The organism is Paeniglutamicibacter psychrophenolicus (assembly GCF_017876575.1).
In the GTDB taxonomy this organism is placed as follows: Bacteria; Actinomycetota; Actinomycetes; order Actinomycetales; family Micrococcaceae; genus Paeniglutamicibacter; species Paeniglutamicibacter psychrophenolicus.
This window is the reverse complement of sequence record NZ_JAGIOE010000001.1, coordinates 4,537,911-4,564,601: the sequence shown is the minus strand read 5'-3', so window position 1 is coordinate 4,564,601 and position 26,691 is coordinate 4,537,911. Positions and strand designations below refer to the sequence as shown.

Annotated in this window: 22 protein-coding genes; 4 read left to right on the top strand and 18 right to left on the bottom strand. The window is 67.5% G+C overall.

Going from position 1 to position 26,691, the window contains the following annotated elements; all coding sequences use genetic code 11:
• Positions 1-9: 9 nt before the first annotated feature.
• From JOF46_RS20505 to JOF46_RS20495, 3 genes are read right to left on the bottom strand one after another with little or no spacing between them, the layout of a single operon-like run.
• Positions 10-3,333, bottom strand: coding sequence for an ATP-binding protein (locus JOF46_RS20505; RefSeq protein ID WP_209910831.1), 3,324 nt, complete (start codon positions 3,331-3,333; stop codon positions 10-12).
• Positions 3,330-3,989, bottom strand: a complete 660-nt coding sequence (locus JOF46_RS20500) for a DUF4194 domain-containing protein (RefSeq protein ID WP_113764614.1) — start codon at positions 3,987-3,989, stop codon at positions 3,330-3,332. The genes JOF46_RS20505 and JOF46_RS20500 overlap by 4 nt, the downstream gene beginning before the upstream one ends.
• Positions 3,986-5,443, bottom strand: coding sequence for a DUF3375 domain-containing protein (locus JOF46_RS20495; RefSeq protein WP_209912096.1), 1,458 nt, complete (start codon positions 5,441-5,443; stop codon positions 3,986-3,988). Before JOF46_RS20495 ends, JOF46_RS20500 begins: the two co-directional genes overlap by 4 nt.
• 160 nt (positions 5,444-5,603) lie before the next feature.
• On the opposite strand from JOF46_RS20495, the gene JOF46_RS20490 reads away from it, so the two are divergent.
• The gene (locus JOF46_RS20490; RefSeq protein WP_209910828.1) at positions 5,604-6,911 is read left to right on the top strand and encodes a polysaccharide deacetylase family protein; all 1,308 of its coding nucleotides are present in this window, start codon (positions 5,604-5,606) and stop codon (positions 6,909-6,911) included.
• A gap of 10 nt (positions 6,912-6,921) precedes the next feature.
• Here the strand turns inward: JOF46_RS20490 and JOF46_RS20485 are convergent, their stop codons facing one another.
• From JOF46_RS20485 to JOF46_RS20430, 12 genes are all read right to left on the bottom strand, one after another.
• A complete protein-coding gene (locus JOF46_RS20485) occupies positions 6,922-7,920 on the bottom strand; it encodes an aldo/keto reductase (RefSeq protein WP_209910825.1) in 999 nt (332 codons plus the stop codon).
• Positions 7,921-8,015: 95 nt separating this feature from the next.
• On the bottom strand, positions 8,016-8,192 hold the full coding sequence (locus tag JOF46_RS20480; RefSeq protein ID WP_209910823.1) for a hypothetical protein: 177 nt from the start codon (positions 8,190-8,192) through the stop codon (positions 8,016-8,018).
• Complete coding sequence (locus JOF46_RS20475) at positions 8,189-9,325, bottom strand: hypothetical protein (RefSeq protein WP_209910820.1); 1,137 nt, start codon at positions 9,323-9,325, stop codon at positions 8,189-8,191. Before JOF46_RS20475 ends, JOF46_RS20480 begins: the two co-directional genes overlap by 4 nt.
• Before the next feature lie 298 nt (positions 9,326-9,623).
• Positions 9,624-13,088, bottom strand: a complete 3,465-nt coding sequence (locus JOF46_RS20470) for a TM0106 family RecB-like putative nuclease (RefSeq protein WP_209910816.1) — start codon at positions 13,086-13,088, stop codon at positions 9,624-9,626.
• A gap of 115 nt (positions 13,089-13,203) precedes the next feature.
• The gene (locus JOF46_RS20465) at positions 13,204-13,872 is read right to left on the bottom strand and encodes an alpha/beta hydrolase family protein (RefSeq protein WP_209910811.1); all 669 of its coding nucleotides are present in this window, start codon (positions 13,870-13,872) and stop codon (positions 13,204-13,206) included.
• Between the two features lie 117 nt (positions 13,873-13,989).
• Entirely contained in the window at positions 13,990-15,777 is a 1,788-nt protein-coding gene (gene glsA / locus JOF46_RS20460; RefSeq protein ID WP_209910808.1) for a glutaminase A, read from the bottom strand.
• A gap of 5 nt (positions 15,778-15,782) precedes the next feature.
• Entirely contained in the window at positions 15,783-16,502 is a 720-nt protein-coding gene (locus tag JOF46_RS20455) for an SGNH/GDSL hydrolase family protein (RefSeq protein WP_209910806.1), read from the bottom strand.
• A gap of 66 nt (positions 16,503-16,568) precedes the next feature.
• On the bottom strand, positions 16,569-18,140 hold the full coding sequence (locus JOF46_RS20450; RefSeq protein ID WP_209910803.1) for an AMP-binding protein: 1,572 nt from the start codon (positions 18,138-18,140) through the stop codon (positions 16,569-16,571).
• A gap of 93 nt (positions 18,141-18,233) precedes the next feature.
• A complete protein-coding gene (locus JOF46_RS20445; protein ID WP_209910800.1) occupies positions 18,234-18,530 on the bottom strand; it encodes a hypothetical protein in 297 nt (98 codons plus the stop codon).
• A 35-nt stretch (positions 18,531-18,565) separates the two neighbouring features.
• Positions 18,566-19,174: a thioredoxin-like domain-containing protein gene (locus JOF46_RS20440; protein ID WP_209910797.1), complete on the bottom strand. Its 609-nt coding sequence runs from the start codon at positions 19,172-19,174 to the stop codon at positions 18,566-18,568.
• Positions 19,175-19,188: 14 nt separating this feature from the next.
• On the bottom strand, positions 19,189-19,833 hold the full coding sequence (locus JOF46_RS20435; RefSeq protein WP_209910794.1) for a DUF305 domain-containing protein: 645 nt from the start codon (positions 19,831-19,833) through the stop codon (positions 19,189-19,191).
• A 73-nt stretch (positions 19,834-19,906) separates the two neighbouring features.
• A complete protein-coding gene (locus JOF46_RS20430) occupies positions 19,907-20,248 on the bottom strand; it encodes a hypothetical protein (protein ID WP_209910792.1) in 342 nt (113 codons plus the stop codon).
• 151 nt (positions 20,249-20,399) lie between these two features.
• Here JOF46_RS20430 and JOF46_RS20425 point away from each other — a divergent pair, with 151 nt between their 5' ends.
• On the top strand, positions 20,400-21,131 hold the full coding sequence (locus JOF46_RS20425; protein ID WP_209910790.1) for a M50 family metallopeptidase: 732 nt from the start codon (positions 20,400-20,402) through the stop codon (positions 21,129-21,131).
• Here the strand turns inward: JOF46_RS20425 and JOF46_RS20420 are convergent.
• Positions 21,128-21,742 carry an NUDIX hydrolase gene (locus tag JOF46_RS20420; RefSeq protein WP_209910787.1) on the bottom strand — a complete coding sequence of 205 codons (615 nt, stop codon included), beginning with the start codon at positions 21,740-21,742 and terminating at the stop codon, positions 21,128-21,130. The two genes, JOF46_RS20425 and JOF46_RS20420, sit on opposite strands and share 4 nt — an antisense overlap.
• 193 nt (positions 21,743-21,935) lie before the next feature.
• Here JOF46_RS20420 and JOF46_RS20415 point away from each other — a divergent pair, with 193 nt between their 5' ends.
• Positions 21,936-23,684: a hypothetical protein gene (locus tag JOF46_RS20415; RefSeq protein ID WP_209910785.1), complete on the top strand. Its 1,749-nt coding sequence runs from the start codon at positions 21,936-21,938 to the stop codon at positions 23,682-23,684.
• 21 nt (positions 23,685-23,705) lie between these two features.
• Here the strand turns inward: JOF46_RS20415 and JOF46_RS20410 are convergent, their stop codons facing one another.
• Positions 23,706-23,879: a hypothetical protein gene (locus JOF46_RS20410; protein WP_209910782.1), complete on the bottom strand. Its 174-nt coding sequence runs from the start codon at positions 23,877-23,879 to the stop codon at positions 23,706-23,708.
• Between the two features lie 168 nt (positions 23,880-24,047).
• Here JOF46_RS20410 and JOF46_RS20405 point away from each other — a divergent pair, with 168 nt between their 5' ends.
• Positions 24,048-25,538, top strand: a complete 1,491-nt coding sequence (locus JOF46_RS20405; protein WP_209910779.1) for a TIGR01777 family oxidoreductase — start codon at positions 24,048-24,050, stop codon at positions 25,536-25,538.
• 10 nt (positions 25,539-25,548) lie between these two features.
• On the opposite strand, the gene JOF46_RS20400 is transcribed toward JOF46_RS20405, so the two are convergent.
• The gene (locus JOF46_RS20400; protein WP_209910776.1) at positions 25,549-26,661 is read right to left on the bottom strand and encodes a YihY/virulence factor BrkB family protein; all 1,113 of its coding nucleotides are present in this window, start codon (positions 26,659-26,661) and stop codon (positions 25,549-25,551) included.
• Positions 26,662-26,691: the final 30 nt, after the last annotated feature.

Sequence of the window (26,691 nt, the reverse complement as noted above, 5' to 3'; positions counted from 1 at the left end):
ACCGACCGGCTATCGCAAAATGATGCTCGTGGCCACGGCCGGGGAACGGCCCGAGGCCACGAACCCGGAGACATTGGATTCGGGGTGCTTGATGATGTCGCACACCGACCCCAGGTGCCGGGACAGATCGATCTTGTCCTCCGGGGCGGCAAGCAGCAGCTGGAACCCGAATTCCTGCAGTGCGTTGATGCCCGCGGCCGCGTACTCGGAGTTCGCCTGGATGAACGCCTCGTCGATCATCACGGTGCCGTAGGCGGTGAACCCGGCGGTGGCGAAACCCAGCTGGTAGGCCAGGGCCGCGCCCATGATGAAGGAGGTGAAGCGCTGCCCCTCGCCGCCGGAGAGCGTGCCGGGCTCCAGCCCGGTTTCGATTTCTCCGTTGGGCTTGTGCTCGTTGCAGCTGATGGTCACGTGCTGGCGCACATCCAGCACGGTGTCGCGCCAGGCGGCGCGCGAGGAATCATCCAACGCATCGACCAGGGCCTCGAGCGCCTTGTAGCTTTCGCTCAGGGTCCCGGCGCCTCGCGAGGAATACGCCCCTGCCAGGGCCTCCTTCAGCGCCTGGCGGAAGGCCCGCGCCTCGTCGGGGATCGTCGTGGCGACCTCGAGGGCCAACTTGGAGCCGTGCTCGAAGGTGACATCGGCCAGGATCTGGTTCAGCGGCGAGATGCGCTCGGCAATCGACCGGCGATCCTCCTCCAGCAGCTGCAACAGGTCCGAGAAGCGCTCGTAGGAGCGGTTGGAGAAGTACTCGCGGAACTCCTCCTCGTGCTGCGGCAATCCCTGCTCGATGATGCCCTGGTGCAGGGCGACGTAGTGCTCGGCCGCCTCCACCGAGGTGCCGAAGGAGACCGCGGCGGAATTGCCGAACTCGCGGGCGAATGACTTGAAGGTGTCCTTCAACGCTGCTTCCAGCGTGTAGGCCTCGCGCTTGAGCTCTGCACCGGACTCGGACAGCGACAGGGCCAGCGCGTTCAGTGCGGCCTCCAGCTCGGTGGTGGACACCGAGGCCCCCTCGTCCAGGCGCTTGGTGAGCGGGGCCAGCTGCTCGCTGGCTGCCAGCTTCTCCACGGCCCAGTCCTCGGTGCTGGCATCGCGCACCGACGCTGCGCGCAGCGCACCCTTGGCCCGTTCCAGCGCCGCGGACAGCGTGGTTGCCTCGGCGCGGGCCACGGCCAGGGTGCCGACGCATTCCTCGAGTTCGGCGCGCGCCGCCTCCAGGGCCCGGCGCACATGCGAGAGGTCCCCGGACCGGGACAGCGCCTCGGCCATGCGTGCTTCCAGGTCCTGCAGGATGACCAGGGCGCCGGAGGCATCCAGGGATGCGAAGGACCGCTCGTCGCTGGCCAGGGAGCCCAGCAGCGCCAGCTTGGCGGCCAGCTGGTCCTTGGCCGCGGAACGGTCATCGGCCACCGCGGCGGCGCGGGTGGTCTCGGCCTCCAGGGCCGCCAGCTTGGTTTCCAGCTCGGAGATCTTCTCCGCGTTGGTGAAGCCGAGGAGGTAGTCGGAGGCGGCAACCGGGCGGGTGTCGCGCTCGAAGGTCCCGGACCCGGTCTTGATGGTGCCGGCCAGCGAGATGGCCTTGTCGTGGATGTGCAGGCCGGCATCGGTTTCGACGCAGGCCAGCGGGTAGTCGGCAGCGATCTTGGCGCGCAGCCAGGTGCCGGCGGCCGAATGCTTGAAGTCGAGCTTCCCCACCAGGTCCCCGGGGCCGGAGACTACCTCGCGCGGGGTCTTGGAGATGTCCATCCAGCGGATCCGGCCCAGGCCCGAGAGCGAGTCGATGGCCCGGGTGACCGACTTGATGTCATCCCCGCGCACCAGCAGCGTGGTGGCCAGGGACCTCAGCGCCTTTTCAGCGGACGGACGCCACTGCCCGTGGGAGGGGGAGAGGTCGATCAGTTCCCCGGCGAAGGGCAGGTCCTCGATGTCCAGGTTGGTGGAGGCGGCGATGGCGCGGCGGGCGGCGATCGACCGGTCATCGATGTTTGAGCCGCGCTTGGCATAGGAATCGATCTGCAGCCGCAGCTTCTTGGCCCGGTCCTTGAGGTTCATGACCGTTGCCATGGCCTCGTACTCCATGGTCCGCGCGTCCTTGGCAATGGAGGCCAGGTTCTCGGCGCTGACCGCGGCCTGCCGGCGCATGGCCTGCAGCCCGGAAGCGGTGAAGGTGAAGTTCAGGCCCACGGCCTCGAAGTTCTCGCGCAGCGTGCGCAGCACTTCTTCGCGCTCGGCCAGGTGCTTGCGGGCGGCCTGGGCCTCGCGTTCCAGCAGCGCCAGCCCGGCACCGCCTCCGGCCTCGTGCTGTTCGTTCAGCGAAGCGACCTTGGTTTCAAGGGTGGCCTTGCGGGCGCCGCTTTCCTCGATCAACGCGGTGTTGGCCTCGACCGCGGCGCCGAGCATGGAATTCTCGCCCTGCAGGGCCCGGGTCGCCAACTGCGCGCCGAAGGCCGGAAGCTGCGTGGAGACCAGCGCGCTGAGGGTGGACAGCTCGGCGGTCAGCTCGTCGTGGCGCAGCTTCTGCTCCGGCACCGAAGCCAGGGCGTCGCGCTGGGCGCGGGCCTCCTCGAGCTGGCGGTGGATGCCGCGCAGGTGGGAGAAGTCCTCGATGGCCCCGGCGGCCGCCTTCATGGTGGCGGGGATTTCCAGCACCTCGTAGCGGAAGAACTGGTTCACGCCCTTGTCCAGTCCCTTGCCGTTCTGCAGGGTGCGCAGCAGCGAGAACGCCTTGTCGTTGTCGATGCCCAGGCGGCGGCGGAACTTCTCGGCAAAGGCGCGGTGCACGTCGAAGGACTCGAAGCCGGGCAGGGATTTCTGCAGCGAGGACGGGGTGAAGCGCCGGGCCCCGTGATCTTCCAGGGCAGCGGTGTCCAGCACCCGGTCGCCCATCACGTAGTGCTTGCCAACCTGGCCCTCGAGGCCGTTGGCCGGCAGGTCGAAGATCGCGCCGATGCACACCGACGAACCCAGCCCGTCCTCGTAGACCAGGGCCAGGGCGCTCCAGGTGGCGCCGGGGCGCTGGTAGAGCGTGCCGGCCTCGGTCTTGAAGCGGCGTCCGCGCATGTAGGAGTAGGTGGTGCGGCGGTCCTTGCGGGTGGAGGCCTCGTGCGCGGATTCGTTCAGCCGCGGTGCGGCATGGAAGATGTGTCCGATGCCGTCAAAGAGCGTCGACTTGCCAACGCCCGGGTGCCCGGTGAGCAGGGTTCCGGCGCGATCCACATACAAGGTGTGCCGGCCGTGGAAGGTGCCCCAGTTGATGACCTGGATCTGGGTGAGTCGGTGCTGCCCGGGGTTCAGCGCGTCGGAGAGCGGGAGGGTCATTTCAATGCTCATAGCTCTTCTGTCTCCAACTCGAATTCTTCGGTGTCATCGGTGCCCACGCGTTCAATGGCCTTGATGTACTCGGGGATTTCCTCGATCGCCGCAAAGGGCAGGGCCAGGGCCAGGGCACCGGAGACCTTATACTCGTCCGCCAGCTCGGTGGGCAGGACGAGCTTGAGGTTCAGCAGCCGGGTGAGGGCCGCATCGGTGTTTTCTTCCAGCTTCTTGTCATCGGTGTCCCCGGGGGCGCGGTGCTCCAGCAGGATCTCGCGTGCCGCCTCCCGGGTGATGACCGCGTCGGTGCCCGAGCCCGCGTGGCGCTCGAGCAGCAGGCGCAGCCGCAGCGCGAGCAGCGTTTCCTCGCGCTTCAGCGCGCGGCGCGGGGCGATCGCGGTGGTGTGCGCGGCCTCCAGGTCCACGGGGGCCAGCAGTGCGATCTTGCGGTTGGCATCGACCTCGAGGACCAGGAAGATCTCGGCGACATAGGCCGAGATCTCGGCGCGCCGGTCCAGCACCAGCTGCCAGAGCCGGGGTTCGGCGACCCCGTCCAGGTAGGGGCCGCGCAGCAGGCGCACCAAAAGCTGGCGCAGCGGCAGTTCGAAGGAGCCGGTGTCGCCCGCAAAGAGGCGGCGTTCATCGACGGCACCGGAGGGAAGTGGGCTGCTCATGCGGGATCCTTCGTAAAGCTCATGGCCGGCACCATTGCGGTGCGTGTGGCGCCGTCGATCTGGGTGAAAGTGATTTCCTCGAGGGTGGCCTCGTCGATGCCTTCCCCGCCGTTGCGGGCGGCCTCGATGAGGTACCTGATGGTGTTCAGGTGCCGGTGTTCGTCCGACAGCCCGTTGTAGGTTTCGCGCAATCCCACCGAGCCGCCGGCCTTGGCCCGTGAGGTGAGGATCGCGTGGTTCAACGCCGGGATGTCGGGGCTCGGGGTGGAGGGGGTGCGGCGGATGTCGGCGATGGACAGCGGCGGCGGGGCGGCCAGCTTGGGCGGGGCGACGTGCTCGTCCGGGTCGTAGATGCCCAGCGCCGCAATGGAGGTGAAGCGCGGGGCGTAGAGCCGGATCGGGGTCACCGGCGTGCGCGAGTGCAGGACCCGCGAGGAAGCGACGGCGATTTCCGCGGCCCGCACGGCCTCGCGCAGGATCGCTGCCTCCTTGAACTCGGCCGATTGCACGTAGGCGTGCAGGGATTCGGAGAGCCGGCCGTAGGACTGGTGGACCTCGGATGCCTGGCGGCGCAGTTCGCGGAGCATGTTGGCCAGGGTGTGGCGTTCCTGGGCGTCCAGGGCGTCGACGAAGTCGCGTTCCATGACCTCGTTGACGGCCTCGCGGAAGCGGGCCTGGGCCTCGGGGGAGTTCAGGAACTCGGTAAATCCACGGAAGGTCTCGCCCTGCGGGGTGCTGCGCAGCTGCTTGTCGCCCTCGAGGACGGCACCGACCGCGACGCCCTTGACGGAGGAGGATTCCATGATTTCCCCGCGCAGCGCGTGGAGCATTTCCTGCACCCCGTCGCGCATGCGCTTGAAGTCTGCGGGCAGCCCCGAGGCCATGTCGAGCACCGAACGGGTCGCGGCCAGGGCGCCCTCGCGGGGCAGCACCGCCGGGGAGGTGCCGTCGCGCAGCGAGGCGATCTTCTCCTGGCGCTGGGCGATTTCCGCCTCCAGCGCGCGGATGCGTGCGGCCGGGTCGGGGTCGGTCTCGTGGGCCAGGGATTCGAGGGAGGTCAACAGCGTGTTGAGCCGCGAGGAGTTCAGGTTGGTGCGGTCCCCGGAGAAGTCCGAGAGGAACTTCAGCACGCGGGCGGTCTGCGCCGTCGGTTCATAGACGAAGTGCCCGTCGACCAGCGGGCGGGCCAGGAACTGGTTGCGCACCCAGGCGTCGGCATATTGGGCGGCGGTCATCGAGTCGTTGAAACTCGGGTCCTCGGAGCGCACGACCTTGAGGAAGGACTCCAGGGAGGCATGGAAGACCTCCAGCCCGACGCGGGGCTTGGCGCTGGTGAATTCGGCGCGCAGGAAGGCCACGGCCCAGGGTGCGGTGGAGAGCAATTTCCAGGCGGCGGACGACCTGAATTGTTGCGTCTGACTCCACAGCGGGCTCGCCTGGTGGGTAGGTCGCATCACGGTCCTTTTGCTGGGGATTGACCAAACAATCCTAGTCCATCGGCGCGCCCGTTTAAGGTCGCCCCCGATCTGGGTAAGGTCGTTTGAACCACACCGGTGACCCAAGGCGCGAGGGACCATCCATCCCCGCTCCGGGACGAAAAGTGAGGGGAACGCCATGAAACCTCGGATACGCCTGGCCGCTGCCGCGGCCCTCATGACCGCCGCCGGGCTGGTCCTGGCGGGGTGCACCACCCCGCCCTACATGCCCCCGAGCCAATACGACCCCACCTCGGTGGGCTCGGCCCCGCAATCGCTGGTTTCCCCCAGCGCGGAACCCGAGGGCCCCACCGAGGCCGAACGGATCGAGAAGGCCAGGGCGCTGGCCGCCGGCTACGACTATGCGGCGGCGAAGAAGGCCCTGGCCGGGTTGGAAGGGGGCGAGGCCGATGCGGAACTGGCGGACATCAAGGCCGCAGCAGCCAAGGCGGTTCCCTGGGATGACAACTCGAAGATCTCCCACCTCTTCGTCCACTCCCTGGTGGTCGACACCAAGCGGGCCTTTGATGGGGATTCGAAGGAACAGGGCTACCTGAATTACATGGTCACCCTGGACGAGTTCAAGAAGATGCTTGCGCAGCTGTACAAGCGCGGCTTCGTGCTGGTGAACCCCGCGGATATCGCGTCCCTGGATGCCAACGGGAAGATGAAGTACAAGGACATCCTCCTGCCCAAGGGCAAGAAGCCGTTGGTGCTCACCGAGGACGACGTCAGCTACTACGAATACATGAAGGGGGACGGGTTCGCCTCGAAGCTGCTGATCGATGACGACGGCAAGGTCAAGAACGAATACGTGGACGCCGCGGGCAAGAAGCACATCGGCGCCTACGACATTCCCCCGGTCGTCGACGAGTTCGTGGAGAAGCACCCCGACTTTTCCTACCGCGGGGCCAAGGGCATCCTCGCCTTGACCGGGTACAACGGGGTGCTGGGTTACCGAACCTCGAAGAGCCAGTACCCGGATTCAAAGACCCTGGAGGCGGACATCGCCACGGCCACCGAGGTGGCGACCGCACTGAAGAAGGACGGCTGGGTCTTTGCCTCCCATACCTGGGGCCACATCAACATGACCACCAGCTCGATCAAGAGGATCAAGCACGACATGTTGCTGTGGGACCGGGAGGTGCGCCCCATCCTTGGGGACACGGACCAGTTCATCTACCCGTTCGGTGCCGACATCTCCGGGGTCCCGAAGTACAAGGGCACCAAGTACCAGATGCTCAAGAAGGACGGGTTCGACTTCTTCTACGGCGTCGACGGGACCACCCCGGCGTGGATGCAGAAGGGGGATTCCTACCTGCGCCAGGCGCGCATCAACGTCGACGGCCTGCAATTCGCCAAGGAGCAGCGCGGGGACCGGCCGGTGCTGAAGTATTTCTTTGACGTCTTGGACGTCATCGACCCCAATCGGTCCAAGTCGAAGTAGCCACCATTTATTAGGTGGCCGGCTCGAATTCCTCGCTGTCGATGGTCTTTTGCTGGTGGAAGTTGTAGCGGTCCCCGGCGATCGTGGACTGGTTGATGATCGCCCCTGCCTCGGCAACCTCCGCCGGGGACAGCGACACGGACAGCGCCCCGAGGTTCTCGGCCAGGTGGTCGCCGCGCTTGGTGCCGGGAATGGCATGGACATGCTCGCCCTGCGCCAGCACCCAGGCCAGGGACAACGCGGCGGCGGTGGTGCCCAGCCGGGCTGCCAGCAGGACCAACCGGTCCACCAGCTCGAGGTTGCGCGCATAATTCTCCGCCTCGAAGCGAGGCATGGAGTGGCGCATGTCCCCGGCCGGCAGCGAGGCGGTCTCGCGCAGGTTGCCAGAGAGGTACCCCCGGTACAACGGGGAGAAGGCCACGAACGCGGTGCCCAGCTCCTTGCAGGCCCGAAGGATCCCCAGCTCGGGATTGCGGGTGGCCAGCGAGTATTCGTTTTGCACCGCGGCGATCGGATGCACCCGGTGGGCCGCGCGCAGGGTCGCTCCCGAGATCTCGGAGAGCCCGATGCCGCCGATCTTTCCCTGCGCCACGGCCTCGGCCAGGGCACCGACCGACTCCTGGACCGGGACGTCGGGGTCCAGCCGGTGCAGGTAGTAGAGGTCGATGTGATCGGTCTGCAGCCGTTGCAGGGACGCATCCACGTGGGCCCGAAGGGTGCCGGGCCGCCCGTCGATCTTCCCGCGGCCCTCGATCAGCGACAGCCCGCCCTTGGACGCCAGGAAGTAGTTCTCGCGGCGTTTCTTCAGGTGCTGTCCGATGAGGTTTTCGCTGCGGTGCCCGCCGTAGAGGGTGGCGGTGTCCAGGTGGTCGACCCCTGAATCCAGCACCTCGTGCAGCAGCCGCCCGGCCTCGTCGTCGCTGGGGAAGTTGGAGTAGCCATGGGTGATGTTCATGGCGCCAAAGCCCAGGGGTTTGACGTTTTTGCCGGCCAATACGCGCGTTGTCATGGCTTAATTTCTAGCACGTACCCATGTCTCGCCTTGAAGTCTCCGAAAAGTGGCGTCATAACCGGCGACAGTGGAGACAAGATTCGGAGTGGGCTTTAGCGCGCTTTCTTTGACTGTGCGGACTTGGCGTTTTGGAACAGATCGTTGACAGCCTTGTCGACTTGCTTTTTTCCAACCACGGTACGGGAGGGGGGCAACATCGTGGCGGAAGCCGTTGAAAGCTTGAAACGAGCGGGTCGGCGGTTGGTTGCAGAAGTCGTAGTGGTGCTCATTGATGTTTCCGGTCCTTCCCGACTCGCATACGTGATGTTTTGTTCCCAAGCATAGAGGTTCGCCGCTCGGATTGCATCGAAAAGTGGAGATACGTCAGCTGGAGGATTGCCCACAAAATCATTGAACCTGCGAATAACGAAGCTACTTCGAGAAAAATTGTCTGTAGGTGAATAGCAATCATGGCCGCGAGGGCGAAGAGGCTAAGGGACAAGAAGAACAAGACGCGACGATGTGCTTCAAGGACCTGAGCCACCAAGGTGTGTTCTGGGGCTCTTGCCATCCAAGACAAGAAGAACGCGGGTAGCGCAAGGAGAAGTGACGTCAACGATGAATCTGGCTTCGCCTTGTGGTTCAGAATCGTCGATGGAAAGAGCGCCTCCACCAGGCCGAGCGCTGCAATCACAGCGATAATCACCACGGTGATGTTGGTAAATCTAACAAGTCCTTGGGAAGCCGGCATGACAAAAACCTGGGCGCGGGCAAAAGTCAGACTGTGCTTGGCCGCCAGCGTTACATGGGCAATTGATCTCTCTGATATTGACCAGTCGGAATCGGAAGAGATTTCATTTTCGCCCCCTTCCAAGTCAAGCTCGTATTGCTGGAGCGACAATTCGGTAATGATTAGCCCCGGGGGAACCTGAACCTCGAGGTGGAAGCTGTCAGCAGTGGCAAACTCCGGAAGTTCTATGTCAATCGCATTCGGAAGCTGGTCGTAAGGTGCTTGACGACGGGATGCGCTGGAACTGCCTCTTGCCGTCGACGGGACTTCGTCGTCGCGCGAATATTTCAAGACAACGCGATGACCGAGATATTCATCGCTGATCTCGGCCAAGAGCAGGAAATTATCTTGCAACTGACGAAATAGCGCTTCCAGCAGGCTGGCTGCGGCGACATCGTCGCCATTCTTGGTCAACATTTCGGCTACGAAGCCCATTGTCGCAGTAACAAGTCCGTTCGAACTTCTTGATTCCACAACGGCAGCAAGCCCGTCATGGAGTGTAGCTTCACAAATGCCGTGATCAGATTCCCAAAAGATGGTCTCATTCCACCCCTGGGACTGCGAGAGATACGGAGACAAGAGGTATTTCAACATCTCCACCACCAACGCCGTATTTTGGGCGGTGTTGAGCATGGACGCCGGCGTTCCATCGGGTGCGCAAACGTCAAATTTCCTTAGACCTCCTTTACGGATTGCACCTAGAAACACAACTATTCGTCCTGTTGTCCTTACGATTGGATACTCAGCCCGTATTGTTGCGTCATGCGAAATGTGCAGGCGGGTTGCTCCCGACTGATCGAGCCGCAAGGCTTCGACCCGCCGGTGCATCCACTCTCTCGAATTCAGAAAAAGCCAAGCCAAGGATTCACCGTTCGACGGCTGGTCTGGAATCTTGCGCTTGAAGCAAGGCACCATCATCATCGCCCTTTCACTAGGAACCCAAGGCCAGGAATGCCCCGAGCTGCGCGAAGGCGGCAGGGGTGCCGGGCAGGAAGTGCGTGAGCGCGGGGGAGCGGACGATCACGGCGCGCCATTGCCCGCGCGAGACGGCCACGTTGATCCGGTTGCGGTTCAGCAAAAAGTCGATGCCGCGGGCCGCGTCGTCGGCCGAGGAGCACGCCATGGACACGATCACCACCGGTGCCTCCTGGCCCTGGAACTTGTCCACGGTGCCGACCTTCACCTCCGCCAGCCCCGCGTCGTCGAGTTCGGTGCGCAGCAGGTTGACCTGGGCGTTGTAGGCGGCAACCACCAGCACGTCCTTTGCCAGCAGCGGCCGGGGCTCCTTGCCCTCGTCGCCGATCCAGGAAAGCCCCATGTGGGCGCGGACCTGGTTGATGACCTCGTGCGCCTCCTCCACCGCCTGGGTGGTGTTGCCCCGGTGCTCCACGAAGACCGTGGAAACCCCGGCCGGCACGTGGGACAGCGAGCGCTTGGCGGCCGCGGGGGCCGATTGCAGCTTGGAGGAGTAGCTCAGTGCCGAGACCTTGGCGCACAGCTTGGGGTGCATGCGCCACGAATCGGCCAGGAAGTAGCCCAGCTCCTCTGGCAGCGTGGGGTGCCCGGCGCTGAGCCAGCCCAGCGCGGACTCGTCCACCGGCTGCGGGTGCGATCCCTGGGTGACCTGCGGCAGCTGCTGCGGGTCGCCCAGCAGCAGCAGGCGGGTGGCGGCGCGGGAGACGGCCAGCGTGTTGGCCAGCGAATACTGCCCGGCCTCGTCGATGACCAGCAGGTCCAGCGAGCCCTCGGGGACCCGCTTGCCGGTCATGGTCCAGGCGGTGCCGCCGATCAGCGCACCCTCATCCGAGTTCAGCAGTTCCTCCACCGCGTCGTCGGTGGTGCCGGCCCACGGGACCTCGGTCTTGTCCCCGGCCTTCAGCTTCTTGGCGACCTGCTCCGGGTGCACCCCGGCACCGGTGATGGCCTTGGTGAGCACGTTGTCCACGACCGCGTGGGACTGGGCGACGACCCCGACCTTCCAGCCCTGCTTCACCAGGGCGGCGATCACGTGGGAGGCCACGAAGGTCTTGCCGGTGCCGGGAGGTCCCTGCACCGCGAGGTAGGAATGGTCAAGGTCGTTCAGGGCCTCGATGATGGCGCCGACGACGTTGCGTTGCCCGTTGACCAGCGCCGGGGCCGGAGGGGCGGAAAGGCTCTTGAACCGCGGGGCGGACTTGCGCAGGATGTCGATGCCCGGGTGCCTGGGCAGCGAGGGCAGGGCACCTCCCACGGTGCGCGCGAGCTCCGCCAGGGCCTCGCGCAACGAGGTGGTGTTGATCGGCTGGTCGGGGGTCAGCGCCACCGGCAGGGTGCCGAAGGGTGCGACCTTCTTGCTGGATTTCTCCGCAACGACGAAGCGGTCCTCGTTCTGACGCACCACGGCGTTGAAGAGCCCGGCCCGCTGCGCGTTGCTGGGTTCGAGCTCCGGCGGCAGGGGAGCGGAATACATGGCAAACCAGGAGCTGCCGACCTTGAAGTCCGAGCCCTCGGCCATGGTGCCGGAAAGCTCGGTGACGCGGGTTTCCACCTGGGCGCGGGCGGTGGCCTTGTGCCAGTCCTCAACCACCTGTGCGTCATCGACCAGGAACACGTTGCGGGTGTCGGCCCACGCGTCGAAGGGTTGGTCCAGCCGGTCGAAGTGCTCCCACCAGAATTGCTTGGCCTCGCGGCGGTGGTAGCCGGTGGCGGCGGCGACCATGGCAATGGCCCGCTCGTCGTTGCTCAGGGCACGGTCCGCCGGCAGGGATTCAAGGTATTCGCGCAGCGCGATTTCCTCCGCGCTGGGCTCCACGTCGTCGATGCCGGGCAGGGCCGCCTCGTCCACCCATTGCGTGTGCGGTTCGTGCGGAACCAGGCCCCGAAGCCAGTCCCGCAGCCGCAGCGTGGAGAGGCAGTCGTATTCGTTGTAGTCGCGGATGGATTCCAGGATCCGCGCGGCCGCTGCCTCATCGACCTCGAGCTGCTCGCAGTACTTGGCGTAGGCGACCACGGAGGCCCCGGCGTCCTTGACGTCCCCGCCGCGCAGGTGCTCGCCCATGTACAGCGGCTCAAGCTTCTTGATGGAATAGGAGCGTTCGGAGATCAGCAGGGAATGGCGGACCGTGTCGTAGAGGTCGACCAGCAGCCCCTCGCGCAGCCACGCATCGATGGTGTCCTCGGCAACCACGTGGCGCAGCGAGAGGTTCCGCAGCGCGCTCTTCTCGTAGGGCGCGTAGTGGTAGATCTTCATCTTCGGGAAGATGGCGCGCCGGGCCTCGACGTAGGCAACGAAGTCGGTGAAGGCCTTGCGCTCGCCGGCCCGCGAGTGGGCCCAGAAGGGCTTGAAGACCGGCTCCCTGGTGTCGATCTCGATGACGCCGAAGAGGTATTCCAGTCCCCAGGATTCGTCGAAGGGGTCTTGCCAGAGCGGGTCGCCCTCGAAGTCGAAGAAGATGTCCCCGGGATCGGCCTCCGGGAGCCGGGAAATGGTTTGGTTGGCGTTGATCTTGTAGGCGACCCCGCCGATGGTTCCGTCGGTGGAGCCGAGCCCGACCTGCATGCGGGCCTGTTCGGCGAGCTTGTGGTGCGGATCCCGGGCCTTGGTGTTGGAGGCGGCGAGCTCGTCGATGGTGCTGATGCCCGCCTCGAGGAGTTTCTTGCGCCGGGTGGAGCTCATGCCGGCCACCAGCAGCAGGTCGCGGTGGGCAGCGACCTGGGCGGCGCAATAGTCGCAGCGGCCGCAGGCCCCGATGCCGTCCTGGCCCCAGCCAACGGGGTCGTTTCCGGCGCGGTGGGCGGCGGTGAGATCCTTGAAGCGGGCGCGGCGGTCCCTGAACACCGGCAGCAGCTCGTGCATCTGGTGCACCGAGTGGGTCTTGTCCCCGAGCACCAGGGTGGTCTGTTCGGCCACCGGGATCCCGGCGCCGATCAGCTGGTCGCCGTAGGCTGCCAGCTGCAGCAGGGCGGTGACGCGGGCGTGGCGGGCGAGCTTGGTGTCCCACACCGCGTAGGAGCCGTCGGCCTCGCGGATGAGGAAGTCGGCAAAGCCCACGAATTCCCCGTCGAAGAAGGTCGCCTGGAACACCACGTCGGCACCGTTGAGCAGCGCCTGGTGGGTTTCCTCGTGGGCCGCGACCAGGGAGGCGCGGTCACCGCGGACCCCGGCGGCGAGCATCTTGACGCCGCGTCCGGTGGCGGGGTCGTGGTCGCCGAATTGCGTCCGGAGTTCCTCGAGCACCTTGTGCTCGTGGGCGTCTCCGAGCACCGCGGTGCGTTCGAGCATTTCGTCGGGGCCGAAGTCGGCCCTGGCGCTTCGTCCCAGGCGTTCATCGAGCTTGCTCAGGGAAGCGAACTCACAGCCGGCCGCCGTCACGAGGTCGGAAGCGGAGTAGATCAAATCCTGATCGAGGAAAAACACGGGACGGTGCTCCTTTGGCGAAGTGGCGTAGCTTCGAAACTAGCACCTCGGTGCCGACAGAATGGTTTCGCTGCCGGGGACGACGGCCGGCCCGGGGACGGGTGGGACGCGGTGTTCAGTCCCTGGCCAGCTGCCTGCCGATGAAGTCCGCGGTGGCATCGGCGAGCCCGGCACCGTCCTGCGAAACAGTGCGTCCGGAGCGGGCAACCTTGAAGGAGTGGTCGCCGCCCTCGAACCAGAGAAGTTCGCTGTCCTGGTTGAGGTTGGAGAAAACGCGGGTCATGATGTCCCGGTTCGCGAACGGATCGCGGGTGCCTTCGAGAAAAAGCATCGGCACCGCCAACGGGTAGAGGTGTTCGTCGCGCAGCTTTTCTTCCTTCTTCGGGGCATGCAAGGGGTAGCCCAGGAAGACCAGGGACCGGGCGTCCATGCCTTCGGCTACGGCCAGGGATGCCATGCGGCCGCCAAAGGACTTGCCGGCGGCGAACACCGGAAGTTCCCCGGACAGGTTCGAGCCGACCCATTCGCGCACCTGCTTCCACACCTCGACCGCAACGGGTGCACGGTCCGGAAACTTCTTGCCCGCATCCATGTACGGGAAGTTGAACCGCAGCACCGAGACGCCCTTGTTGGCCACTGCCCGGGCATAGCCGGAGAGGAAGTCGTGGTCCTTGCCTGCCCCGGAACCGTGGGCGAGGACCAGGAAGGCACGGGGGCTCTCGGCCTCGTCAAGCAACGCGCTGAGGGTTGAATCGCCCCACGGGATGTTCAGTTCCTGGCTCATGCCTCCCAGCCTAGATCGTGCCTGCGGGTTGGACCGAACCGATCGCCCTGCCCCGTCCCCTGCCGATACGCCACGAACCCGCCCGCGTGGGCGAAGCGGTCCGTGGGGCCCGGGCGATCAGTGCAGGGGATAGCTGGAGTCCTTGATGTTCTCCTCGACCCGGGTGTAGGCATCGCGTGCAATGGCCTTCCAGAAGCGCAGCGCCGCACCCGGGTTTTCGGTCTCCAGACGGGCGATGGACGCGGCAGAGAGCACCTTCAGGTGCGCCCTGCCCACCGCGGTGACCCGGGTGGTCTGCTCACCCTCGCCGCCCAGGGCGATCTCCCCGAAGGTCATGCCGGCCGAGAGCGTGGCCTGCCGCACGGCCCGGCCCCCCTGGAGGGTCGAGGTGGCCACCTTGCCGCCCAGGATGAAGTAGACGCCGCCGAATTCCTCGCCCGGGCGGCGGATGATCCGGCCGTCCTCGATCCGGCTCTCCTCCATCAGGGATTCGAGCAGCGCGATATCGGCGCCGTCCAACGGGGCCAGCGCCGCGAAGTCGCGCACCGCCACCGTCTCGGGGACCATGTCAGCGGTGCCGTGGCGGGCCAGCAGCGTGGCCTGGGCCCATTCCACCGCGTCGTTGCGGCTGGGGAATGAGCGCAGGGACGCCAACGGTTCGAAGGGAATCTCCTGCACCAGTGCCAGCGTGCGGGATTCGGCGGCCAGTTCGCGTTGCAGCTGGTGGATCATCTGCACCGCGATCTTGTCCACCTCGTCGACCCGGCGCAGGTCCAGGACCACCAGTTCGACGCAGGCATCGAGCTCGCTGACCTCCCGGACCATGGACTCGGTGCCGGCAAAGAGCAGGTCCCCGGCCAATTCGATGATGCGGGCCCGCTCGCCGTATTGCGCCAGCAGCTTCGTGGCGGCCTCGCTGTGGCGGATGTGGGAGGGCAGGCGGGTGATGTCGTAGTTCTCGCGGATCGCCGAGCGGCCCAGGCGGGCGGCCCGCACGAAGTGCAGGCCCATGTCGGCGCTGATCCGCTCGCTGGCCGCGACCCCGCGCACCGAGGACCCGTGCGGGTCCAGCGCCGGGGAATAGATGGCCAGGCCCAGCTGGCCCGGCAGCACCGCGATCAGCCCGCCGCCGACCCCGGACTTGGCAGGCAGGCCCACCGCGGAGATCCAGGCCCCGGCGTCGTCGTACATCCCGCAGGTGGTCATGACCGACAGCGTGCGCTGCACCGCTTCCTTGCCCATGACCTGCACCCCGGTGGCCGGCTGGGTGCCGCCGTTGGCCAGGGTCGCGGCCATCAGGGCCAGGTCCCGGGCATTGACCATGACCGAGCAGGCACGGAAGTAGTCCTCGAGCACCGGGGTCGGGTCGGTCTCGATGATGTCGAAGGAGCGCAGCAGGTAGGCCAGGGCGCGGTTGCGGTGCCCGGTCAGCGCCTCGGAGGCGTAGATCGAATCGCTCAGTTCCAGCTGCCGCCCGGCGGCCGCGGAGTAGTGCGCCAGGATGCGCTCGAAGCGCGGGGCGTCGGCATCGCGGATCAGCGAGATCGTGGCGATGGCCCCGGCATTGATCATGGCGTTGGCCGGGCGCCCGGTGTCCCGGGACAGGGAGATCTCGTTGAACGCGTCCCCGCTGGGTTCCACGTCGAGCTTCTCATCCACCGCGTCCAGCCCGATGTCATCCAGGGCCAGCGCGTAGGAGAAGGGCTTGGAGATGGATTGGATGGAGAATTCCAGCTCGGCGTCCCCGACCTGGTAGACGTGCCCGTCGACGGTGGCCATGGCGATGGCGAACTTCGTGTTGTCCGCATCCTTCATCGCCGGGATGCCCTGGTACGGGGCACCGGAGGAAAGACCAAGCAGATCGGCGTGCAGGTCGGCGAGGTAGCTGTCGATGGGGGAGCGCATGGCTCCTAGCCTAGGGGCTCGGCCCCCGAGGTGTCGGCGATTGCTACGACGGGTTTCGTGCCCAGCGCCTGGCCGATGGCCGCGCCCAGGATCCTGGCGCCTTCCACGTTGGGGTGCACCCCGTCGTCGCTGAGCCCGGCGGCAAAGGTGTTGGCATCGCTGCGCAGCCCGGCGGCGGCGTCCACGAAGATCCACCCGCGCTCGGCGGCCAGGGATTGCAGGAAGCCGTTGTAGTCCACGGTGGCGTCCACCGCGTCGTCGCGCGGCGGGACGCTGGAGAGCAGGACCACCGGGGCCTGGACGATCTGCGAGATCCGGATGAGGTTCGCCGCGGTCCGCTCGCGTGTGGTGTGGCGGGCCAGGTCGTTGGTTCCGGCCAGGATCACCAGCGCGTCGGCGCTGCCGTGGCGCAGGGCCGCGGCCATGTCCCCGGTCTGGGCCCCGCCCAGGGCCCACCCGCCGGTCCAGGCCAGGGCCGGGGGTGCCCCGGGCGTGTTCACGTAGTTGATCCAGGAGGCCTCCCCGACGTGCCCGTCGGCAACCGTGTGGCTGCCGGCGGCGGTGATCGAGTCCCCGGCGACCATGAACCTCACCTGGACCCCGCCGGCGGGCAGGGCAAAGGCCTGCGGCACCGGTTCATCGGCGCGCGGGCCTCCGGAGAAGCCGAGCAGGCCGGCAATGACGGACACGATGGCGAGTATGAGCAGGGGTTTGCGGGTTCCCAAGGTATTGCCCCCTTCCTGGCCTTTAAGCCTAAGGGTCCACCGTGCACGGGAACGGGCGGCACGGACTCAATCCTGCAACGATTCCCGTTCGCGCAGGATGAAGCGCTGCAGTTTCCCCGAGGGGGTCTTGGGCAGCTCGGCGGCGTAGGTGATCTTGCGCGGGTAGGCGTGGGCCGCGTAGCGGGTCTTGACCAGGGATTGCAGCTCGGCGGTGAGCTGGTCGCTGCCGGTGGCCCCGTCCTTGAGCACCACGTGGGCCACCAGCACCTCGCCGCGCAGCTCGTCGGGGATCCCGATGACGGCGGATTCGAGCACCAGCGGGTGTTCGGCCAGCACCGACTCGACCTCGAACGGGCCGATCCGGTAGCCGGCCATGATGATCACGTCGTCGTCGCGCGAGGAGAAGAAGATGTAGCCGTCTTCGTCCATGGTCCCGGCGTCCCCGGTGAGGTACCAGCGTCCGTCGGCGGAGTAGCGTTCGGCGGTGCGTGCCGGGTCCCCGGTGTATCCGTTGAACCAGAGCATCGGGGATCCGGCGACGTTCAGCGCGACCCGTCCGCGGGTTCCGGCCGGCGCGCATTCGTCGTTCTCGGGGTGCAACACGCAGGCCGAGTATCCGGGCATGGGCCGGCCCATGGATCCGGCCTTGACCGTATCGATGACCTCCGGGGCCCAGCCGTTGACGATGCACATGCCCATCTCGGTCTGCCCGTAGTGGTCGCGCACCGGGACCCCGAGCACACCCTGGGCCCAGGCGATGGTGGTGGCATCGAGCGGTTCGCCGGCCGAGGAGGCCTTGGCGAGCGTGAGCCCGGGAACCCCCTCGGGCTTGGCGGCGCGCAGGGAGCGCACGATGGTGGGGGCTGCGGCGAAGTTGGTGACGTTGAACTTTTCCAGCACCGCCCAGCAGGCCTCGGCGCTGAACCCGGTGGACAGCAGCAGGTTCCGCTTCCCGGCGTAGAGCGGGGCGAGGATCCCGTAGTACAGCCCGTAGGCCCAGCCGGGATCGGCCACGTTCCAGAAGACGTCCTCGGCCGCGACGTCCAGGCCGTAGCGGAAGTAGGTGTCGAAGGCCTCCAACGCGCGCACCGGAACGGCAACCCCCTTCGGGGTTCCGGTGGTCCCGGAGGTGAAGATCTCCACCAGCGGGTCATCCAGCGACCGGGTCGCCGGTGCGAAGCCGGACGGCTGCGCCTCGAGCAGCTCCACCAGCTCCTCGGTGCCCAGCACCGGGTAGGCCAGGGATGCGAGCTTGGGCGCCTGGGCGGCGTCGGCGACGATGAGCTTGGCATCGGCCCCGGCAACCCGGACCTCGATGGCGGGCGTGGCGAAGGCGGTGAACAGCGGCACGTGCACGGCGCCCAGCCGCCACAGCCCCAGCAGCGTGTAGAGCAGTTCGGCGCTCTTGCCCATCAGCGTGGCCACGCGGTCCCCGGGCTTGATGCCGCGGGAGGCAAAGAGCGCCGCGGCCTGCTCGGAGCGCAGTTTCAGCGTCGCGTAGTCAAGGTCCACCGAGCCCAGGTCCGCATCGATGACCGTGAAGGCGATCGCGTCCCCGGGGTGCCTGTCGCACAGGAGCACCGCCGGTTGCACGTCCCACGGCAGCGTGGAGAGGACGGGGATATTGAACGACTGCATGGGGCCTGTTACCTGTCTTGGATGGTGGGGCGGGGATTGCTTCCCCGCCGCCAAAGCTACCAGCGCGGGGAGGCAAAACCACTGATTGTGAAACTACTTGCGGCGCCCCGCCACCAGGGAGGCGAGCACGACCGCGGCGGTGACGGCGTTGACCGCCGGCCACGCACCGATCTTCTTGGCCAGCGGGTGCGAGGCGCCGAAGGCGGCCAGGTAGAGCCCGGTCAGCGCGGCGGCCCGGGGTGCCCCGACGTTGGCCTTCCAGGCCAGGAATGCGCCGGTTCCCGCGATGGCGAGCACGGCTCCGCCGGCGGGGCGGTTCTTGGTGGTGCGGGCGGTGGCGAAGCCGCCGATGAGTCCGGTTCCGGCAAGTACGGAGGGAAGCAGTGACATGGTTCGGTGTTCTCCTTAATTCCTTTTCCTCCAGCTTAGAGGCCGACGCCGCCGGTGCACGGTGCACCGGGTTCCGGGGTCTGGGGACCCTGGCGGTACTTCTTGACGAATGCGGCGATGCGCGGGTCGTCGGCGGCATCCACGCTGAGCTGCTCGCCCCAGGCGGTGAGCTTGATCTTGGCGCCCTGGTCCGGGTACGGGGTCAGGAGCATGTAGGTCTTTTCTCCCACGTCCTGCTTCAGCACGGCCAGCTCCGCATCGGAAATCCCGTCGTAGCTGATCCACACCGCACCGTGCTCCAGGGAATGCACGGCGTTGTTTTCCGGAACCGGCTTTTCATAGATGCCGCAGTTGAGCCAGACGGGGTTGTGGTCCCCGCCGACGCCGGGCTTCTGCGCGTAGGTCACCTTGGCATCGACGTGGTTGGCCGAGGGGACCTTGTAGTCCTTCACACCCTCGATGGGGGCGGCGGCGGCCGCGGCGACGGCCGATTTCTCCTGGGCGGCACCGCTGAGCACCACCGCGGTGGGAACGATGATGGCCAGGGCGGCGGCGGCGACCAGCGCAACGGTGAGGATCTTGGTGCGTTTTTCCTTGGCCTGGGCCTTGGCAAGGACTTCTTGGGCTTCTTGGCGCTTGTTCATGGGAGTGGAATCCTTTAGCTCAGCTGCGCAAGCAGCTGGGTCAGGGCCGAGATCTCGGCCTGTTGGGTCATGACGATTTTGTCGGCGAACGCGGTGACCATCGGATCGTTTCCGCGTTGCAGGTAGGCCTGCGCCATCTCGACCCCACCTTTGTGGTGGGCGATCATCAGGGTCAGGAACCGGCGGTCGGCCCCGGTCCCGCGCGCGGCGGTGAGCTTGTCGATGTCGGCCGCACTGGCCATGCCCATCGAGGCCATGGTGTGCGCCTGGTCGGGGGCAACGGTTCCGTGCCCGGCATGGGTGCCGTCGTCGGTGAGCAGGTCGCTCATCCAGGTCATCGATTCGCCGGTCTGCGGCACCCCCCAGGTCTCGAGCCAGGCGTACATCTGCCCGGACTGCTGTTGCTGGGTCAGGGCGATGTCGTAGGCCATCGAGCGCACCGACGGATTGGTGGAGTGCTCGCGGATGATCATGGACAGCTGCACGGCCTGGTGGTGGTGCGTCTGCATGTCGCGGGCAAAGCCGGCCTCGGGGGAGGCATCGGAGGGGAAGGCGCTGCGCGGGTTGGCGGAGCCCAGGATCCAGCCGCCGGTGGCCATGGCGAGCATGAGCACCACCACGGCAATGACCAGGGCACGGGAAGTTTTGGGTTCGGACATGAATGGTCCTAGGAGAAAGGATGCGGTGCACCGCAAGACGGCGCGCTGACGGCAGGAGAAAGAACGCCGCGTTCTACGTGCGTGAAATGGACAGCGCGTGCAAATCCGGGGCCCGGGCCCGCTGCGCCCGCGGAACGCCGGAGGATGGCGCAAGGGCCGCCGGAAGCGCGCCGAAGGCCCCGGAGGCATCCGGGCGCGGGGCGATCTGGGCGAGATTCAACTGCGGATCGGCGCTCGGGGCGCAGTGTTGCTTGGTCGGCGCATCCGTGGGGCAATGGGTGGCCCCGGCCGCGGGGGCGGCGCTCGCCGAGATGCCGGCGTGGGCGAATGAATCGGCCACCGCGGCCGGTGCCGGGGTGTGGCACAGCGGAAGCAGGACGCAGAGGGCAAGCAGCAGCCCCAGCAGTTGCTTCACGTGTGCCGCCCTTCGGATCGCGGACCAGATGTTGGTTGAGAAATCAACGATATAAATGCCAGATGTGCATTTGCTGTGAGCCGGGTGCGGAGACCCGGGCGCGGGCGGCCCGGATGCAAGCGGCACGGGAACCGCGACATAGTGTTGGGGGATGGAAATCATTGACCGGTGGTGGCAGGCCGTGCTGGCCGGGTTCGGCGGCACCGAACCGTTGGTGCTGGCGCCCTGGCCGGTGCTCGGCCTGCTGGCGTTGTGCGTGCTGCTGACCGTGCCGCGGGCCACCTGGCGGATCTTCGGGTTGTATGTGACCTTCGTGCACGAATTGGGCCACGCCTTTGCCGCGCTGTTGACCGGACGGTTTGTCCATGGACTGAAGATCCGGCTGGACCATTCAGGGGAGCTGGTCAGCAGCGGGAAGCCCGGGTTCTCCGCGGTGTTCAGCGGCTTCTGGGGCTACCCGGCACCGGCCGTGGTCGGCCTGGGCCTGGTTGCCTCGACGTACTTCGGCCATGCTTCCGCTGCCCTGTCCATCGGGGCGCTGGTGCTGCTGGGGTCGCTGGTGTTCCTGCGCAATTGGGCCGGCATCGCGGTGGCGTTGTGTTCCGCGCTGGCTGCCCAGCTGCTGGTGCTCTACACCCCGGTCCGGGCCATGGGCTGGGTGGTACTCGGCCTGGGTCTGATGCTGCTGGTGGGGTCGGTGCGCGACCTGTTCAAGGTGATCGGGGTCCACACCCGGCGGCGCGAGCTGGTTTCCTCCTCCGATGCCTACATCCTGGCCACGCGCAGCTGGCTGCCGGCCTGGTTCTGGCTGATGGGCTTCACCGTGGCGGTGGGCGGCTCGGTCGTGCTCTCCGGCTGGATGCTCGCGGCAATGCTCGCTTAACGGGCGGTGAACCCGGGCTGCGCCAGGCCGTTGACGCGGACCTCCCGGCCGGCGAGGGCCACCGCGGCAAACTGGTACAGGAACGCCCCGGTCGGGGCATGGATCCGCATCCCGTCGCCCAGCGGCAGGTAGAGCAACCTGGCGCCGCCGCCGTCGACGCGCCAGCTGGGGATGTCCGGTCCGGTGAGCCTGGACAGCGGCAGCAGATGGATCGACTGGACCTCGTCCGGGTTGGGTTCGGCCGGTTGGGGCGAGCCCAGCCAGATGACGAACGGCGTGACCAGGTGCCCGCTGGAGGTCTCGAAGTCATCGAGCGCCCCGAGCACCTCGGCATCGGCGGCCCGCAGGGCGGTTTCCTCCCGCAATTCCCTGACCGCCGCATGCTGCGCGGTTTCCCCGGCATCGATGCGTCCCCCCGGCAGCGCCCACTGCCCGGGATTCCCGTGCCTTGTCGAGCGCTTGATGATCACCACGTTCGGGCCGGTGGCTCCGGCGTCCATGACGGTGATCGCCACCGCGGCCCGGCGCAGGTTCCCGAGATGGGACAAATCCAGGCGTTGGCGGTCGGCAAGGCGGGTGCGAATCACCGAGGGGGCCGGAAACCCATTCATGTATCCGGCTCCCGGGAGGTCAAAGGTGCGAGGCATGTGGCCGAGGTTACCAGAGGGGCCAAAAGCCCTGGCACCATGGGGCTTCTTCGCGGCACCCGCCCGCACCGGGGGCCCATTCCTGCAGGGCCGCGGCTCCGGTAGGTTTGGAAGCACGAGGGAACGGTGCCGGGCCAAGCCAGGGAGGTGAATCCAGATGGGAGTCCACCGCTGGACGCGCTCCGGGGAAGACCTCGCCCTGCACCTGATGCAACCGAGACGACTTCATTCGGTCGTCATCACCCACAGCGCACGGGCGGAAGCACCCGGGTTCGATGCCCGGGCGATCCACGAGGAAGTCAAGGACTGGGCCGAGGTCATCGTGGTTCCCACCGGACGGCTGACCTACGAGCTGCGCGACCACCTGCCCTACGGGTGGGAGGTGTTCGGGACCGCCGCCCGCGTCTACCCCACCGGGCCCGGCAGCCAGGGGATCGCGCCCGGGCGGCCGCACGTGGTGCGCGCCGGGGACTCGATCGAGCGGATCAGCAACGAGCTCATCGACGAGGTGCTCTTCCTGCCCGACCCCCGCACGCTGGTGGTCTCCGCGTCCCCGACCCCCGGCCCCGGGCGGCACGCCGCGGACCCGGTGCGCACCGTGGGCTCCCCGGGGCCAGCCTCGACCGGCACCGGAAGCCACTCGGTGTTGGTGGCCGGCGCGGTCGCCGGATTCCGCAACCACGGCTTCACCGCAGTCATCGCCCTGGACAACGGCGCAAGCGCCCAGATCCACAGCGAGGACATCTATCCGCACGCCCCGTTGACCTGGATGCTGGAAACCGGCAGCCGGCTCGCCGGCGCCCTGGAACCGGGCACCGGGCGCCTGCTGATCCGCGAATCCCTGCTGCACCCGCGCCTGCTGCAGCACTACTCCTGGAACCAGGTCATCCCGTGCCTGGTGCTCGAGGCCGGACCCGAGGCGGCGGTGCTGGTGCCGGTGCCGGGGGAGAACATCACGGTGCACCGCGCCGATGTCTCCTCCAACGATCTGGACGACGTCGATTCGCTGCTGGCTCCGGGGCAGGTCGTTGCCGCGCGGCTGGTCAATGCCGGCGGGGTGCGCAAGCTCGTGCTGGTGGATGTCGATGACAACGAACCGGTGGCCATGGCCCCGGCACTGGTGCGCGGCGGAACCCCGTGGTTGGTGATCGACAGGGACCATGTCCCGGAACCATCCGAACCGCCGGCCGCCGAATCCGCGGCGGGCCTGCCGGTGGTCCCGACGCCGGAAAGACAGCGCGAGGCCCTGCGCCAGGCGTTGCTGCAGATCGATGCGCTCAAATCCGAGCTGAAGGCGTTGCGCCAACAGCAAGCCGGCAACGCGGAACCCGAGCTGGCCTCCGTGCTGGACCAGCTGGGCCGGTACCGTGCCGAGGCACTCAGGCTGCGGACCCTGCTGCGCAACAAGTCCGAGGCGCTGAACCAGAACCACCGCATGGCCCGGCGGAAGGCGCGCACCACCGTGGAGCCGTCCGCCTCCGACGCCCGGGACCTGTTCACCACCGCGGAGGCGGCATTGCGCCACGAGCTGTACCTGGAATGGACCCGGCGCGTCCCGGCGAACGAGAAGGCCGCCTATCCGTGGGACCCGGGATTCATCGTCGGCCCGAAGTTCGCCGCCTCGTTCTACGCGCACGGTGACGCGCTGCGCGGCAAGACCCTCAAGGCCCTGACCCAGCTGCTGACCGGGAGGGCGGACCGGATGGCCGCACGCGAGGTGCACCCCAAGCGAACCGGTCCCGGAGGAGACGACCCGCAGGAGATCCGGGAGACGGACGGGGCGACCTGTTGGCGGATGAGCGTGGAGATCGGGGTGGCCGCGGCCCGCCGCGTGCATTACTGGAAGCTGCCCGACGGGCGCATCGAACTCCACGAGCTCGTCTCCCACGACACCTTCGACATCTGATCCCGGTGCCTGGAGGCCCTGCTACGTCGCGGCGGGCGGTATCCGGCCCGCAGGGGCCCCGTGGAGGAAATGCCAGGTCAGCACGGCCTGGATCGCTGGTTCCTCGACCCCGTAGGTGCTCGCTATTTGTTCCAGCGTCCACCCGGCGGTGCGCAGTTCCATGAGGGTTGGATAGGCCGGCATGCCGATACCCATTTTCGCTCCCCCTTGCCTTGGTGATGGATCGATGCCACCAGCAAACCACGAGGCTCCGACACTTTGGCGCAGCCGGAACCCCGCCGCCGGGGCCTGACCGAACAGACGGATTTCGCCTAGTGTGGGTGGAAGGGGGCAGCGAACACGACGCAAGGGATGGGCACGGCCATGGCAATCTTTGAATACACCACGCATCTGCCCTACCCGCGCCAGAGCGTGTTCGACTGGTTTGCCCGCCCCGGGGCCCTGCCCCGGCTGGCCGCACCCTTCACCGGAACCATCAGGCAGGAACCCGACAAGGGCCTGGCCGTGGGCTCGCGCGCCGTCATGGACGTTGCGGCCCCCGGAACCATGGGCACCTCGTTGGCCGCGGCCGTCGAGACCGGCGCCCGGACCCTCGGGCTTCCCGGGTGGGTGCGCGCACAAGTCCCGTGGCACGCCAAGCACATCGCCCTGAACCCCGGGCACGACTTCACCGACATCATGGAATCGGGCCCCTTGGCCCGCTGGGAACACCAACACCTCTTCGCCGACGACGACTCCCCGGCCACCGGCGGCACGGTGATGCGCGACGTGGTGGAGTACGAGCTGCCGGTGCTCAACCGGCTGCCGTGGCAGCAGGCGCACAAGCTCAGCGAGAAGGCCTTCAGGCACGAACTGATCCAGGTCTTCCGCTACCGCGAACGGATGCTCCGGGCCGATCTGGCCTTCCACGCCGGCCACCAGGCCCGGCCCCTGGTGGTCGCCGTGGCCGGGGCCACGGGAATGATCGGCACCCAGCTCTGCGCCCTGCTCGGCGGGGGCGGGCACCGCGTCATCCGGCTGGTCCGCGACCGGGCCGCCGCCGACGGAAGGGACAGGATCTTCTGGGATCCCGAGTACGCGGTGCTGGACCCGGAGGATTTGCGCGGGGTCGACGCGGTCGTGAACCTGGCCGGGCACACCATCGGCGGCCGGTTCACGCAGGGAACCAAGGAATCGATCCGCTCCTCGCGCGTGCTGGGCACCGGGCTGCTTGCCCGCGCCCTGGCGTCGCTGGCAGGGGACGGGAAGCCACGCAGCTTCATCGTTGCCTCCGCCATCGGCATCTACGGGGCGAACCCGCACGGCACCTCCCCGGCCGTGCCGCTGGCCGAGGACGCGAAACCGGGCACCGACTTCCTCGCAGAAGTCTGCACGGCCTGGGAGGAGGCCTGCGCGCCGGCCGCCGCGGCCGGAGTCCGGGTGGTCAATGTGCGCACCGGGCTGGTGCAATCCCCGGCCGGAGGCATCCTGGCGCAAATGCTGCCGCTCTTCGCCCTGGGCCTGGGCGGGCCCCTGGGCGCTGACGCCTGGCAGTCCTGGATCGGGCTCGATGACGTGGTGGGCATCTACGCGCACGCGCTGCTGACCGATTCGGTCTCCGGGCCCCTCAACGCCGTGGCGCCGAACCCGGTGCAGGGGCGCGAATACGCCAGGGTCCTGGGCAAAGTGGTGCGCCGCCCGGCACGCGTCCCGGTCCCGGCCTTCGGGCCCCGGCTGCTGCTGGGCCGCGAGGGAGCCGCCGAGCTGGCCTTTGCCAACCAGCTGGTGGACAGCGGAAAAGTCGAGGCCAGCGGCTACGAATTCCGGCAGCCGGACCTGGAATCGGCGCTGCGACACGTACTGGGCCGTTCCTGAGCAGGGGTCCTCAACGGCCCGCGCCGTGCCGCCGCCCGGCAAGGTACGCGCCCACGGCACCCAGGGTCCCGGCCAGCAGTCCCCAGGGGATGCGCGGTCCGGGAAGATCCACGTCGGGGTGGGCCTCCCCGCCGGCCCTGATCCGCAGCGCCCGGGCGTCCTGGTGGTCATCGAGCATGGCCAGGCGCGCCTTGGCGATCCCGGTGTCGTCACGGGCCGGCAACGCCAGTTCGTCTTCCACGGCCAGGCCCTGGCGAAGTTCCCGGGCGCGCTCCAGCTCGGCGTCCAGTTCCGAGCCCAGCAGCAGGGAGATGTTCGCCAGCCAGATCCACAGCAGCAGGACGATCACCCCGGCCAGCGCACCGTAGGCGCTTTTGTACTTCCCGAAGTACGACACGTAGAAGAAGAACCCGGCGGTGGCCAGGGCAAGCACCAGCAGCGCACCCAGGGACCCGGCGCTGATCCAGCGGAACTTCGGCTTCCGGATGTTCGGGGTGAAGTGGAAGAGCAGGGCAACCATGAATACGGCGATCAACACCAGCACCGGCCACTTGGCGATGTTCCAGGCCAGCAGCGTCGCCTCGCCCAGGCCCAGCACGTCCCCGATGCCCCGGGCCACCGGCCCGGAGAGCACCAGCAGGGCCAGGGCGAGCACCGCCAGGACCACGATCACCAGGGTCAGCAGGTACATCTGCGGCCGCAGCTTCCACAGCGGGCGCCCCTCGGTGGTGGAGTAGGTGCGGTTCAGCGCCCGTCCGAAGGCGCCCACGTACGCTGAGGCCGACCACAGGGCACCGAGCAAACCGAGCAGCAAGGTCCATCCGGCCCCGGTCTGCTCGCCGAGTTGCGTCAGCAGCTCCTTGGCGGTCGTTCCCATCTCGGGGGTGCTGACCGTGCCGATGGCCTTCACCATCCAGTCCCGGGCCTCGGGCCCGCCGCTGAGCAGGGAGAGCAGCGAGAGCATTGCCAGCAGCCCGGGCACCAGGGACAGGACCGCGTAGTAGGTCAGTGCGGCGGCCAGGTCGGTGGCCCCGTCGCGGGAAAACTCGCGCACGGTTCGTTTCACGGCATAGAGCCAGGAATCCCGGCGCAACGTCAAGTCTTTGTGTTGTGGCTTCTCCACTGGGGAAATCACCGGCTTTCGGCGGGCTTG